At 67.0% G+C, this 12,927-nt stretch carries 11 protein-coding genes; 2 read left to right on the forward strand and 9 right to left on the reverse strand.

Annotation, left to right across the window (positions count from 1 at the left end):
- The 7 genes from K9B33_RS20685 to K9B33_RS20715 all read right to left on the reverse strand — a co-directional run.
- Window positions 1-485, reverse strand: a 485-nt coding sequence (locus K9B33_RS20685; RefSeq protein WP_224551003.1) for an immunity 26/phosphotriesterase HocA family protein, incomplete at its 3' end; no start/stop codon positions are given.
- A gap of 89 nt (window positions 486-574) precedes the next feature.
- The gene (locus tag K9B33_RS20690) at window positions 575-1,096 is read right to left on the reverse strand and encodes a sterol desaturase family protein (protein ID WP_224551059.1); all 522 of its coding nucleotides are present in this window, start codon (window positions 1,094-1,096) and stop codon (window positions 575-577) included.
- A gap of 197 nt (window positions 1,097-1,293) precedes the next feature.
- Window positions 1,294-2,058 (reverse strand): TorF family putative porin, encoded by a 765-nt coding sequence (locus tag K9B33_RS20695; protein ID WP_224551004.1) that lies wholly within the window; start codon window positions 2,056-2,058, stop codon window positions 1,294-1,296.
- Window positions 2,059-2,314: 256 nt separating this feature from the next.
- Window positions 2,315-3,568, reverse strand: a complete 1,254-nt coding sequence (locus K9B33_RS20700) for a mechanosensitive ion channel family protein (RefSeq protein ID WP_224551005.1) — start codon at window positions 3,566-3,568, stop codon at window positions 2,315-2,317.
- Between the two features lie 15 nt (window positions 3,569-3,583).
- The gene (gene metC / locus K9B33_RS20705; protein WP_224551006.1) at window positions 3,584-4,813 is read right to left on the reverse strand and encodes a cystathionine beta-lyase; all 1,230 of its coding nucleotides are present in this window, start codon (window positions 4,811-4,813) and stop codon (window positions 3,584-3,586) included.
- Complete coding sequence (locus tag K9B33_RS20710; RefSeq protein ID WP_224551007.1) at window positions 4,810-5,655, reverse strand: sulfurtransferase; 846 nt, start codon at window positions 5,653-5,655, stop codon at window positions 4,810-4,812. The genes metC and K9B33_RS20710 overlap by 4 nt, the downstream gene beginning before the upstream one ends.
- A 72-nt stretch (window positions 5,656-5,727) precedes the next feature.
- Window positions 5,728-7,023 carry a hypothetical protein gene (locus tag K9B33_RS20715; protein ID WP_224551008.1) on the reverse strand — a complete coding sequence of 432 codons (1,296 nt, stop codon included), beginning with the start codon at window positions 7,021-7,023 and terminating at the stop codon, window positions 5,728-5,730.
- 88 nt (window positions 7,024-7,111) lie between these two features.
- Between K9B33_RS20715 and queF the strand changes: the two genes are divergently transcribed.
- Together queF and K9B33_RS20725 are read left to right on the forward strand one after the other, a co-directional pair.
- Complete coding sequence (gene queF, locus K9B33_RS20720) at window positions 7,112-7,573, forward strand: preQ(1) synthase (RefSeq protein WP_224551009.1); 462 nt, start codon at window positions 7,112-7,114, stop codon at window positions 7,571-7,573.
- 178 nt (window positions 7,574-7,751) lie between these two features.
- Window positions 7,752-10,406, forward strand: a complete 2,655-nt coding sequence (locus tag K9B33_RS20725; protein ID WP_224551010.1) for a M1 family metallopeptidase — start codon at window positions 7,752-7,754, stop codon at window positions 10,404-10,406.
- A gap of 39 nt (window positions 10,407-10,445) precedes the next feature.
- Here K9B33_RS20725 and K9B33_RS20730 read toward each other — a convergent pair whose 3' ends face one another.
- Window positions 10,446-11,774 (reverse strand): acetyl-CoA hydrolase/transferase family protein, encoded by a 1,329-nt coding sequence (locus K9B33_RS20730; RefSeq protein WP_224551011.1) that lies wholly within the window; start codon window positions 11,772-11,774, stop codon window positions 10,446-10,448.
- 71 nt (window positions 11,775-11,845) lie between these two features.
- Entirely contained in the window at window positions 11,846-12,916 is a 1,071-nt protein-coding gene (locus K9B33_RS20735; RefSeq protein ID WP_224551012.1) for a phytase, read from the reverse strand.
- Window positions 12,917-12,927: the final 11 nt, after the last annotated feature.

Genomic DNA, 12,927 nt, shown 5'->3' on the forward strand with positions numbered 1-12,927 from the left:
GGGATCGCCGCTACGTTGATTTGAAGACTCTTGGTCCACCTGTTGGGCCTTCCCTCACAATGGTCCCGCAGCCGATCTTCAACGTGTTCCGGCTCCCAAACGGCCGCGCATTCTAAGCCTTCGCATTCCGCGAGGGGCGCGGCTCGCTCCCAGTTCGTTCGCGCGAAGGAAGAGTGATAGAGCGCCAGACGGCCCGTGATCGCGTCCTGCTTATAGAAGAACGGCTCTTCTTGGTTCTCTGGCGCAAGCGCTGCTTTCTCGACCACCGACCAACGCCCCCGCGTGATCGCATGGTTTGCTACCCACAGGCGGAACAGGATGGGCAGAACCACAATCTCCTCAGGTGTCAGATTATTCGCAAAGCAGCCTTTGAAAAACACGATCAGTGGTTCAGCCGCGACCTGAGCATATGAACGTCGGCCATCGTCGAGATCAATTGCAAGGAGATCGCCTTCACGGCGGCGGACGTTCTTGGGAGGCTTCATAGTTCGAGCTATCCGAAAACGCCTTCGATATGCAACGTCCGCAATAGCGGGTTGCCACTTCAGAACCCGACAGTCCCTAACCACCCAAATCAGTCCACCGCGCCCGCATCCTCCAGCCCCTTCGCCGCGCGCACGCCCTGGCGGCCGCGCTGTGCCAATGCTTGTTTCAGCGCGGTCGGATGCGGAGCGATCAGGAAGCCGAAGCTGACCGTGCCATGTTTCGTTTCAACCGCATGGTGCAGGCGGTGGGCCTGGACGATGCGCTTCATGTAGCGCGAGCGCGCGACATAGCGGTGCTTCACCCGCTGATGCACGATGATGTCGTGAAAGCCCAGATAGATGGCGCCATAGGCGGCGATGCCCGCGCCGACCGCGGTCGCCCAACTGCCCCAGCCCCATTGCACGCCACCGAGCAGCAGCAGGATGGAGGGCAGGGCGAAGATCACGAAATAGAGGTCGTTCGCTTCCCAAAAGCCGGTACGCGCGCTGTGATGGCTGGCGTGGAGGAACCAGCCGGGGCCGTGCATCACCCAGCGGTGCATGACATAGGCGAACCCCTCCATCGCGGCGATCGTGGCGAGGACGAGGAGCAGGAGGGTGAGGGGCGACATCAGGGCAATATAGGGGCGGCGGGGGGCGGTGGCGACCCCGTAATGATCCATGAGCGCCGTCCTTCATCCGTTCGTTCGAGCGACACCATGTCGCCCCGTTCGGCCCGGACGGATTCGCAGCCTGTGTCGCGCACGCGAAAAGGGCCGCGATCGCTGGCGCGGTCGCGGCCCGGTTCACCCCCGAAAGGCGTGTCGGATCAGAAGGCCGCGGTCAGCGTGCCGACGACGCCGGCCTTGCTGATATTGTGGCCCGCCGGCGAGTAGAGCGACTTGTCGGTGTCGACATAGGAGACGCCAAAGGTCAGATGCTGCCAGGTGTAGGTCGCGCCGATATTCCAATCGGTATAGCCCTTGCCGATGGTCAGGTAGCTGGGGCCGAAGCTATGCGCCAGATGCGCCGACACGCCCAGCGGGGTGTTGGGGATCGAGGCCGACAGGTCGCCCGCGACGTAGAGATTGTCTTCCTTGCCGTTGCCGACGGACAGCGCCTTCGCCTTGGGGGCGTAGTTGACGGTCAGCTTGGCTGTGGCGGGGCCGAAGGTGCCCTTGACCGAGGCATAGGGCTCGACGAAGTCGGTGTTGAGACCGGCATTGCCCGGATAGTAATAATAGAGCACGCCGACGTCGATCGTGGCGGCGCCGACCGTGGTCGTATAGCCGCCGATCAGGTCGAGTTCCTGGTCGGAGCCGGCCGCGACATAATCGTCGATCGAGCTGCCCCAGACCGACGCGTAGAAGCCCGAAGCGTGGCTGACGGTGATGCCGCCCTGCAGCGCGAACTTCTTGTTGGTCTGCGAAATGCCGCGGAAGCGATAGTCGGTGACGACGGCCGCGTTGCCGGTGACGGTGATCTCGGGCGTGGGCTCGTCCTGGGCCATGGCAGGCGCCGAAACGGCGGCGAGCGCGCCGACAAGAGCGCCGAAAAAGACGGGGGCCGAGAGGCCGAGAATGGACTTACGCATATTAATCCCCTTGATGGTTCTGCGATCGTCCCGCCTGCGTCCAGGCGCCCGCCTCTATGCTTCCCCCGCTCGGGATGGGCCGGCTGCCTCAACATGTGTGGAAATGCCTGTCCTCATTGCGCTGCACAAGATTTTATTGCTCGCCAATGTCTTTTGCTGCCCTAATGTTGCTGGACTGCAACAAAATTCCGTTAGGGCCACGCGCGATCAAGCCCGCCGAGCAGGTCAGAAGCGCGCAATTGCTGGGGGTAGCCGCTTATGGTCGCCCTGTGTCGGGCGCGTGGTGGATGACGCGCTGCGGGTAGGGAATGGCGATGCCATTGTCGCGGAACAGCTGCCAGACGCGGCCCAGCACGTCCGACTTCACATTGCCCACGCCGCCTTCGGGGTCGCTGATCCACACCAATATGTCATGTTCGACGCGGCTTTCCCCGAAACTGGTGAGCCAGACATTGGGCTTGGGATTGCGCAGCACGCGCGGGCTGTCCTGCGCGGCCTGGAGCATCAATTGCTGGGCGAGCTTGAGGTCCGAGTCGAAGGCGATGCCGACAGGGATGCGGACGCGGACGTTGCGGTCGGAATAGGACCAGTTCTCGACCTCCTGCGTCATCAGATTCTCGTTGGGAATCAGATGTTCCTTGCCGTCGCGGGTGATGACGGAGACGGCGCGCACGCCGATCTTGTTCACCCAGCCGAAACTGTCGCCCACGACGATGACGTCGCCCGGCTTGATCGAGCGGTCCATCAGCAGGATGATGCCGGCGATCAGATTGCCGAAGGTCTTTTGCAGGCCGAAACCGATGGCGAGGCCCAGCGCGCCGGAGAAAACGGCAAAGGCGGTCAGGTCGATCGACAGCAGATCGACGCCGATGAAGAAGGCGGCGACGATCACCGCGATGGCCGCGAGCTTTTGCGCCAGCAGCTTCTGCGTCGGATCGAAACCGTCGGTCTTCTGGATCGATCGACCGATGAGGCGATTGGTCAGGCGCACGGCGGCGAAGAGCGCGACGCAGGTGGCGGCGATCGAGAGCAGACCGAGCAGGGTGATGCGGCGCTTGCCCAGGGTGAAGCCGATGCGATCGAGCATCTCGCCCACCGGGACGATGCCGCCGCTGCTGCCGGACACGATCAGGATGAAGAGGATGAGCGCGAGCGGCGCGACCGCCCAGCAGGGTATGGCGAGGCCGCGCAGGATGTGGGTGGCGAGCAGCGCCACCGCCCCGCCCAGCGCCGTGCCGACGACGAGATGGGCGAGCGATCCGGTCGGCCAGAGAACGAGCGTCAGCGCCAGCAGCAATGCGGCGACGCCATGGCGCAGGATAGCGCGGACATGGCCGGCCAGCGCGTCGCCCAGCGGCGGCAGGCGATGACGCAGGCGCGGGGCGAGGGCGCGGCCGATGGCCCAGGCGGCGGCATAGAGCAAAATGGCGAGTAGCAGCGCGACCATCGGGTGGACGATGTCCGGGTCGCCGGGCAAGAGCGCCAGCAAATGGGTGGCGCCAGGGGTCATCGGCGGGGTCATTTTCTAGCCGGCATCCCGTATCGCCCGGAAGCGGGCGAGGCCGGCGTCGAGGTCCGCGATCAGGTCGGCCGGGTCTTCCAAGCCGATATGGAGGCGGACCGCCGGGCCTTCGGCGTTCCATATCGTCGCGCTGCGATAGCGGGCGGGATCGACGGGCAGGGCCAGGCTTTCGAAGCCGCCCCAGCTATAGCCGATGCCGAAATGGGCGAGGCCGTCGATCAGGGCGGCGCGGGCGGCCTCGTCGCCGCCATCGAGGATGAAGGTGAAGAGGCCGGTCGAACCGCTGAAATCCCGCTGCCACAGGGCGTGGCCGGGGCAGTCGGGGAGCGCAGGATGGAGGACGCGGGCGACATCGGGCTGGTCTTTCAGCCAATGGGCGATGGCGAGCGCGCTGTCCTGATGCTGTTGCAGCCGGACGCCCAGCGTGCGCAGGCCGCGACTGGCGAGCCAGGCGTCGTCGGGGCTGACCATCTGGCCGAAGAGATAGGCGGTCTGGCGAATCCTGGCGAACCAGTCGGCGGTCGCGGTCACGCTGCCCATCATCACGTCGCTATGGCCGACGATATATTTGGTGCAGGCGAGGATCGAGATATCGACCCCATGGCTGAGCGCGGGGAAATAGAGCGGCGTCGCCCAGGTATTGTCGAGCAGGGTGACGATGCCGTTCGCCTTCGCCCAGGCGGTCAGCATGGGCACGTCCTGCACCTCGAAGGTCAGGCTGCCGGGGCTTTCGAGGAACAGGGCGCGGATCGGGCCGCCTGCAAGATAGACATCGAGCGAGACGGTTGCGGGATCATAATAGATCGTTTCGATACCGTAATTATCGAGCAATTGGGTGCAGAAATTGCGGGTCGGGTCATAGGCGCTGTCCACCATCAGCAGTCGGTCGCCGGGCTTGAGGACGGCCATCAGCGCGCAGGCGATCGCCGCGACGCCTGATGGGTAGAGCATCGTGCCTTCCGCGCCCGGCTCCATCTCGGTGAGCGCGTCGGCAAGGGACCAGGCGGTCGGCGTGCCCTTGCGCCCGTAGAAGAGGCGTTCGTGGGTGCTGCTGCCCGCGGCTTTGCGCAGATGGGCGACATCGTCATAGAGGATGGTCGAGGCGCGCCAGACAGGTGGGCTGACAATTGCGCCGGGCTGGCCGGGCATCCCGGTCCATTCGGGCTTGCGGCCGGCCTGCGCGAGTTTGGTGAGGGGCCTGCGCCCATCCTTGCCGGATGCGTCTTCGCTCATGCTGCGCCCGTCGCCTTGGGCGTGACCGGGTCGAAGCCCCATTCCGACCAGCTCCCGTCATAGAGGGTGACGGCGTCGTTGCCGAGCGTTTCGAGGCCCGCGAGCAGGATCGCGGCGGTGACGCCGCTGCCGCAGGTGGTGATGACAGGAGCGGCCGGGTCGATGCCTGCGCCCTCGAACAGCGCGCGCAGGTCTTCGCCCGCCTTCATGCTGTTGTCCGGGTTGAACAGGGCGGAGGAGGGGAGATTGCGCGATCCGGGGATATGGCCCGACGCCATGCCGGGGCGCGGTTCGGCCTCTTGCCCGGTGAAGCGGCCTGCGCCGCGCGCGTCCAGCACCTGTTCCGCGCCGCTCGCGACATTGGCGATCAGCTCCGCCTTGGTGCGGACCTGACCGGCTGCGCGACGGGCGATAGCGGTGCCGGGAGCGGGCGTTGCCGCGCCGCTCTGCGTCGGGCGTCCCTCCGCCAGCCATTTGGGCAGGCCGCCGTCGAGGATCATTGCGGATTGGCCCAGACCGTAAAGGCGCATCATCCACCAGCCGCGCGCGGCGCTGTGGGTGGGGCTGTTGTCATAGACGATGATGCGGCTGTCGGGACGGATTCCCAGCGCCTGGACACGCTGCGTCATGAGATTGTCGGGCGGCAACATGCCGGGGGTCGGGTCGGCCGGATCGTTGAGGGTCGGCAGGTCGAGAAAGACCGCGCCGGGGATATGGGCGGCTTCATATTCGGCGCGCGGGTCGCGGGGGGTGCCGGGCAGGAACAGGCTGGCGTCGAGGATGACGAGGTCGGGCTGGCCAAGCTGGGCGGCGAGGTCTGCGGTGGACAGGAAAATGGTCATGCGGCGTCCTTCGGCCCTTGTTCGCGCCTGTCTTAGAGCGGGACGGCAAGGGATTAAAGGGCGTTGCGCGTATCAGGCCGGCGTAAGTTCCGCCGCGGCGCGGGCGGCGGGGCGGCGATATTGGCGCGGCCCCTGGTCCAGGCGGAGCGGGGCGAGGCGCTCGGCCGGCGGCTCCTGCTCCTGCCCGACGATGAAGGCGCGGGCGGTGCGGCCCTGTTCGACCGGATCGCCATCCTGCGGCCCCCAGCGATAGGCGGCGTCGAAGGCGGCCAGCGGGATCAGCAGGCTGCGCTGGCCCATCGTCACCGGCACGATCTGGTCGGGCGACAGGCGCAGCTCGCCCGCAAGCTGGAGCGTTTCGTCCGATGCGATCGATACGGCGCTATGCAGCGGCAGGCCGTCGTCGCCGGTGAAGAAGCCGTTGAGCAGGGCCTGCTGCTGCGCGCCGCCATTGCCCAATATGCCGCGCACAAGCACGTCCTGCGCCGGGCGGTCGCCGCGATTGTGCAGGATCAGGCTGTAGCTGATCGTGACGCCCATCAGCGAATAGCGCGCCTGCGACACGGTCATGTCCATGTCGAGCCAGGGACGCTCGGCCGGGGCGGACGCGGGTGCGCGCGCGGTGGCGGGGGCGGCGGGGGTGAGTCGCACGGTGTCGGCAGGCGGTGGTGGCGCGGCGGGCGGGGCGACTGGATCGGCTAAGGGTTCCGCAGCCGGTTCGGCCAGCGGTTCCGCGGTCGGACGGCGGCGGCGTAGCAGAAAGGCGGCGGCCAGCACGGCCAGGGCGAGTACGCCGCCGATGATCCAGGGCAGGGACAGGGGGCTGGCGTCTTCCGCCGCCGAAGCGGGCGCGGCGGCCGGTTCCGGACTGTCCGTGGCATTGGTCGCGGGCGTGGGCGGCGGCTGGAGCGTTGGCGCGCCCGCGGCGCTGGCGTTGGCCGGGGCGTCGTCGGGCGCGGGCTGCGCCGGCGTGGCGGCGGCGGGTGCGGCTTCGGGCTGGCGCTTCGGCTGCGCGGGCGGCGGCGTCGCGCGATCGGTGGGACGCGGCGCGCGGGGCGTTTCCGACGGCGTTGCGGGTGGGGCAGGGCGCGGTCGGCTGGGCTGCGGCGTCGGCTGCACCGTGACGGGCGGCGGCGTCACCGTGGGTGCTACGACCGGGGGCGTAACGCTGGGCGTGACGGGATCGCGATAGACGTTCAGTTCCGGGCCTTGCCGGTTGGGATTGGGCGCGGGCGTCGTATTGGCGGGCGGTAGCTGGAAGCCGGGGGCGGTGTCCGCCGCCTGCTGGGCATGGACGGGCGCGGCGGAAAGTGTGGTAATTGCCAGCAGCGGCGCCGCGAACGGCAACGGACGAATATGAGACCCCATGGCCCTGCCAAGGCACAAGAATGGCTGAACCGCAAGTGAACAATGCAGGCCGATGACATCAGGCGTGCAATCGCGTAGATGGCCGGGCATGACCGACCTTCCCACCGCGCCCCTGCATCTGGGGCAGAGCAGCGCCCTTCCCGCCAGCCCGGAAGCGGCCGTGCTGGATTATGTGCCCAATCCACGCCCCGGCAAACCCTATCTGGTACGCTTCACCGCGCCCGAATTCACCTCGCTCTGCCCGGTGACCGGCCAGCCCGATTTCGCCCATCTGGTGATCGATTATGCGCCGGGCGCGACGATCGTCGAATCGAAATCGCTCAAGCTGTTCCTGGGCGCGTTCCGCAACCACGCCGCCTTTCACGAGGATTGCACCGTGGGCATCGGCGAGCGGTTGTTCGCCGAGATGGACCCGATCTGGCTGCGCATCGGCGGATACTGGTATCCGCGCGGCGGCATCCCGATCGACGTCTTCTGGCAATCGGGCGAGCCGCCGGCGGGCCTGTGGCTGCCGGCGCAGGATGTGCCGGGCTATCGCGGGCGGGGGTAAATCCCGAACGGAGATGGGGCGGGTCGGCCCTGTTTGACAAACGGGCAACAGGGTTCGACCAACGACATGCCGGCCGTACGCCATCGCTTGACCGATGCAGCGAAACGGCCGATCCCGCGTTTATTGCGCGTGAGACATGATTTCATGCGCTCCCAAGACGTGTCGGAGTCTTCATCCTATGCCCCTCAAGACCATCCTGCCGCTGCTGATCGCGGCTGCGCCTGTCGCCATTGCGGCCCCCGCCCTGGCGCAAAGCGCGCCAACGCCCGGTTCCATGCCCACCGGCCCGGCCGCCGGGATCACCACGCAATTGCCGCGCGGCGCCGCGCCCAGCCATTATGCGATTCAAGTGACGCCCGATGCGGCGAACCTGAAGTTCAGCGGCAAGGTGACGATCGATGTCAGCGTCGCGACCGCGCTGCCAGCGCTGGTGCTGAACGCCGCCGACCTGACCGTTTCGTCCGTCATGCTGACGCCGGCAAAGGGCAAGGCGATCAAGGGCACTGCCAAGGTCGACGCGGACGCGCAGACCGTCAGCCTGGATTTCGGCAAGCCGGTCCAGCCGGGCAGCTACAAGCTCGACATCGTCTATGCCGGCGTGATCAACCAGCAGGCGAACGGCCTGTTCGCGCTCGACTATACCGACAATGCGGGCGCGGCGAAGCGCGCGCTCTTCACCCAGTTCGAAGCGCCCGATGCGCGCCGCTTCGTGCCGAGCTGGGACGAGCCGAGCTACAAGGCGACGTTCGACCTGTCCGCGGTCGTTCCCGCCGATCAACTGGCGGTCGGCAACATGCCGCTCAAGACGAGCAAGGATCTGGGCGGCGGCAAGAAGCTGGTGACGTTCGGCACCAGCCCCAAAATGTCCTCCTATCTGCTGTTCTTCGGCCTGGGCGAACTCGACCGCGCCACCAAGATGGCGGGCAATACCGAAGTCGGCGTCATCACCGGCAAGGGCAATACGGGCAAGGCGCAACTGGCGCTCGACGCGTCGGCCAGCATCCTGCCCTATTATAACGATTATTTCGGCGTCCCCTATCCGCTGCCCAAGCTGGATAATGTCGCGGGACCAGGCCAGAGCCAGTTCTTCAGCGCGATGGAGAATTGGGGCGCGATCTTCACCTTCGAGCGCGCCTTGCTGGTCGATCCGCGCTTCACGTCGGAAGCGACCAAGCGCCGCATCTATGAAACCGTCGCGCATGAAATGGCGCACCAGTGGTTCGGCGACCTCGTCACCATGGCCTGGTGGGACGATCTGTGGCTGAACGAGGGGTTCGCCAGCTGGATGGCGACCAAGGTGACCGACAAGCTGCAACCCGACTGGGAAATGCTGCTGACCCGCGTGGACGGGCGCGAGGCGGCGATGAGCCTCGATTCGCTCGCCACCACCCATGCCGTGGTGCAGAAGATCACCACCGTCGATCAGGTGAACCAGGCGTTCGACGCCATCACCTATCAGAAGGGTGAGGCGGTCATCACCATGCTGGAAGGCTATGCCGGCGAGGATGCATGGAAAGCGGGCATCCAAGCCTATATGAAGGCGCACGCCTACGGAAACACCGTGACCGACGACCTGTGGAAATCGGTCGAGGGCGCGGGCGCCACGGGGCTGGTTTCGATCGCGCATGACTTTACGTCGCAGCCGGGCATTCCGCTGGTCACCGTCGACAGCGCGGTCTGCAAGGGCGGATCGACCGTCCTGACGCTGAGCCAGGGCGAGTTCAGCCGCGATCAGAAGAGCAAGACGCCGCTGCGCTGGAACGTGCCGGTCAAGGCGCAGACCATCGGCGGCGAAGCGCAGCGTCTGATTTTGCAGGGCAAGGGCACGGTGACGCTGCCGGGCTGCGGCGCCTATGTCGTCAATGCGGGGCAGACGGGCTATTATCGCTCGCTCTATCCGGCGGCCAATGTGAAGGCGCTGGCGAAGGATTTCACCAGGCTGGCCAGCATCGACCAGACCGGCTTGCTTGCGGACAACTTCCAGCTTGGTTTGGGCGGGTATCAGCCGATCGGGCTGGCGATGGACCTGGTGGACGCGGTGCCCGCGACCGCCAGCCCCGCCGTGCTGGCGGAAGTCCCGGAATATATCAGCAGCGCTTATGACATGCTGGAAAGCGACAAGGCGGCGCAGGCGAAGGTGGCGGCCTATGGCTCGGCCAAGCTGGGGCCGGTGCTGGCGGATATCGGCTATGACGTGAAGCCGGGCGAAGCGGCACAGGCGCCGGTGCTGCGTCAGGCGCTGGTGGCGACGCTGGGCGATATGGGCGACAAGACGGTGGTGGCGGAGGCCAATCGCCGCTTTGCCCAGCCTGCCTTGCTCGACGGGCCGCTGCGCAACACCTGGCTGTCGATCATCGCCAAAAATGCCGATCAGGCGACCTGGGACAAGCTGCGCGCCATGGCCAAGGGCGCGACGACCGACCTGGAGAAGAGCAGCACCTATGCGCTGCTGGGCGGCGCGAAGGACGAGAAGCTGGCGGCGCAGGCGCTGGACCTCGCTTTGACCGACGAGCCGGGCAAGACGACGAGCGCGGCGATCATCAGCGCGGTCGGTTACGAGCATCCGATGATGGCGGTCGATTATGTGCTGGCGCATCGCGCGCAATATGAGGCGCTGATCGACGTCTCGGCGCGCAGCCAGGCGCTGGCGCGCCTCGGTGGCGGGTCGGCCGACCCGGCGATGGCGACCAAGCTGGACGCCTATGCCACCCAATATCTGACGCCCGAATCGCGCAAGGTGGTGGATCGCGCCATTTCCGCGATCAAGACGCGGATCGAGACGCGGGGCCGGTTGCAGGCGCCGCTCACCGCCTGGTTCGCGGGCAGGAAATAAGCAGGAAGGGCGGTGGCGCGATCCACCGCCCTTTTTGATTCAGAGGATTCGCCGTTCGCGCGCGGCGCGTTCCAGATCGTCGCGGAAGGCGGGGTGGGCGATGGCGATGAGCGCGCGGGCGCGATCGGCCAGGCTCTTGCCCTTCATGTCGGCGGAGCCGAATTCGGTGACGATGATATGGGTATCGGTGCGCGGCGTCGTGACCGGGCCGTCGAGCCAGGGGACGATGCGCGATATCGTGCCTTTCGCGGCGGTCGCATGGCAGGCGATGATCGACCGGCCGCCCTTCGACGCATAGGCGCCGCGCACGAAATCGAGCTGGCCGCCGGTCCCGCTATATTGGCGGCCGTTCACGAATTCCGAATTGCAGGCGCCCGACAGGTCCAGTTGCAGCGTGGCGTTGACCGAAAGCATGGCGTCATTCTGCGCGATGACATGCGGCGCGTTCACATATTCGACAGGCCGGGCGTCGAGCGTCGGATTGTCGTGCAGGAAATCGTAGAGCGGCTGGTCGCCCATGGCGAAGGTGAAGACCGATTTGCCGGGGTGCAGGCTCTTGGCGCTGTTGTCGACCACGCCTGCCTGGATCAGGCTGACGAGGCCGGGCGAGAGGAGTTCGGTGTGGATGCCCAGGCGCCGATGGCTCATCAGCGCGGCGCAGACCGCGTCGGGCACCGCGCCGATGCCCATTTGCAGGCAGGCGCCATCCTCCACCATGGCGGCGATGATCGCGCCGATCGCGTCGTCCGTGGCGTTGCGGGGGAGGGACGGGGTCTGGCAGAGCGGGACATGATGTTCGACCAGCGCAGCGACGTCCGACACATGGATCAGGCAGTCGCCATGGACATAGGGCATGGCGGGGTTGACCTCCACGACCAGCCGCGTGCCGCTGCGCGCGACCGCCAGCGCATAGTCGGTGTCGGTGCCGAGGCTGAAATAGCCATTCGCATCCATCGGCGAGACGGTGGTGATGAAGCTGTCCACGCCGATATGCTCGGTCAGGGCGCGGGGTATCTGGTGGAACGGGACCGGCAGCAATTCAGCCAGGGGACCGGAGCTGGGGTCGGATTCGGTCGCCAACAGCGCGTCGTTGGCGCGCTCCACGCCGCCATGGAACAGGCTGATCCGGCGGATGCGGTCGGCGAGGTCCGGTGCGAGGATCGCGGCGGCGGACGCTGCGGGCGCGAGCATGGCGTAGAGGGTGGCGTCGCGCAGCGCGCCGGCGCGCACCCGATCGGCCAGCGCCGCCGCCAGCGCGGGCGGGAAACTGACGGCGAGGCCGGCAGCGATCTGCGCGCCATCCGGGATCAGCGCGACGGCCTGCTGCGCCGACATCCGCTTCGCGTCATATAGTTCCTTGATGGTCATGCCCTCTCCCCGGCGCTTTGGGGCCTTGTCGCCCGGCGCCGCGGAGAGGGCAATCCACCTTTAGTGGGAAGTCAGCGTGGCAGCCCCAGCGCCTTGCCGATGTCGTCCCAGGCGACCAGTTTGAAATTCTGGGCGGCGGTCGCATTGTGGCCGTCCTGCGCCACGAACAGCCCGCCGGGATAGGCCGGGCCGAAATCGCCGAGCATCAGGTCGATGCCGTCGGTTTCCTCCGATCCGCCGATGGCGCCGTCCACCACGCGGAAGCGACCGACATAGGAGTCGTCGCTGATCCGGTAGACGACATAGGCATTGTCGCCCTGGCTGGACACGAGGACATAGCCGTCCTTCGCGCCGATCGGCGCGATGGCGACGCCTTCGGCATCCATGACCAGATTCTTCCCGTCGGCCGCGGCGATCTTCGTCGGCGTGGGCGATCCGGCGGCGCGCGCGTCGAAGCGCCACAGGCCGACATCCTCCTCCGCCACATAGAGGGTGCCGGTGCGATCATCGACGGCGCAGCCTTCCGACTGGGTGCCGAGCTTCATGGTGCGGACGATCGTGCCGGTCGGCATCGCGCCCGATGCGTCGAGCGCGACCTGATGGATGGTGCCGTCCTTCAGCACGATGAAGCCGTAGGTCGCCGCGCCTTCACGCGACAGGCAGACGCCATAGGCCTCGCCGGTCCCGGCATCGACCTTGCCCAGCGCCGTGAGCTTGGCCGTGGCGGGGTCGAGGCGGAAGAGCGCGAGCTTCGCGTGGGCGACATCGCTGCGGTCGGACGCGACGACGAGGATGCCGGGCTGGCCGCCGATCGTCACGCCGTCGCGCAGATCGACATTGTTGACCCGGCCCGCGTTCAGGAAATCGCGGGTCTTGCCGTCGAGGCCATAGACGTACAGCCCGGCCTTCTTGTCGGTCCCCACGATCAGGCTCTGCGCCGGGTCGGCGGCATTGCGCCAGATCGCCGGATCGTCGGCCGCGTCGGCATTGGCCGTGCCGACCGGGGTGGTTTCGCCGCGCGCGGTGACGTTCACCGCCGGCGTGGTGTTGGCGATGCGGGTCGCGACGGGGACTTCGGTTTCCGTCGTGGCGCAGGCGGCGAGGGCGAGAAGGCTGGTGAGGCCAAGGGTCAAACGGATCATGCGGGTTCCTC

The sequence above is a fragment of the Sphingobium sp. 3R8 genome (assembly GCF_020166615.1).
In the GTDB taxonomy this organism is placed as follows: domain Bacteria; phylum Pseudomonadota; class Alphaproteobacteria; order Sphingomonadales; family Sphingomonadaceae; genus Sphingobium; species Sphingobium bisphenolicum.

Bases quoted from the DNA above. Each gene is read 5' to 3' on its own strand.
- K9B33_RS20710 (WP_224551007.1), bottom strand. From the start codon at position 5,655: ATGACCATTTTCCTGTCCACCGCAGACCTCGCCGCCCAGCTTGGCCAG.
- K9B33_RS20725 (WP_224551010.1), top strand. From the start codon at position 7,752: ATGCCCCTCAAGACCATCCTGCCGCTGCTGATCGCGGCTGCGCCTGTC.
- K9B33_RS20700 (WP_224551005.1), bottom strand. From the start codon at position 3,568: ATGACCCCTGGCGCCACCCATTTGCTGGCGCTCTTGCCCGGCGACCCG.
- K9B33_RS20715 (WP_224551008.1), bottom strand. From the start codon at position 7,023: ATGGGGTCTCATATTCGTCCGTTGCCGTTCGCGGCGCCGCTGCTGGCA.
- queF (WP_224551009.1), top strand. From the start codon at position 7,112: ATGACCGACCTTCCCACCGCGCCCCTGCATCTGGGGCAGAGCAGCGCC.
- K9B33_RS20690 (WP_224551059.1), bottom strand. From the start codon at position 1,096: ATGTCGCCCCTCACCCTCCTGCTCCTCGTCCTCGCCACGATCGCCGCG.
- K9B33_RS20695 (WP_224551004.1), bottom strand. From the start codon at position 2,058: ATGCGTAAGTCCATTCTCGGCCTCTCGGCCCCCGTCTTTTTCGGCGCT.
- K9B33_RS20735 (WP_224551012.1), bottom strand. From the start codon at position 12,916: ATGATCCGTTTGACCCTTGGCCTCACCAGCCTTCTCGCCCTCGCCGCC.
- metC (WP_224551006.1), bottom strand. From the start codon at position 4,813: ATGAGCGAAGACGCATCCGGCAAGGATGGGCGCAGGCCCCTCACCAAA.
- K9B33_RS20730 (WP_224551011.1), bottom strand. From the start codon at position 11,774: ATGACCATCAAGGAACTATATGACGCGAAGCGGATGTCGGCGCAGCAG.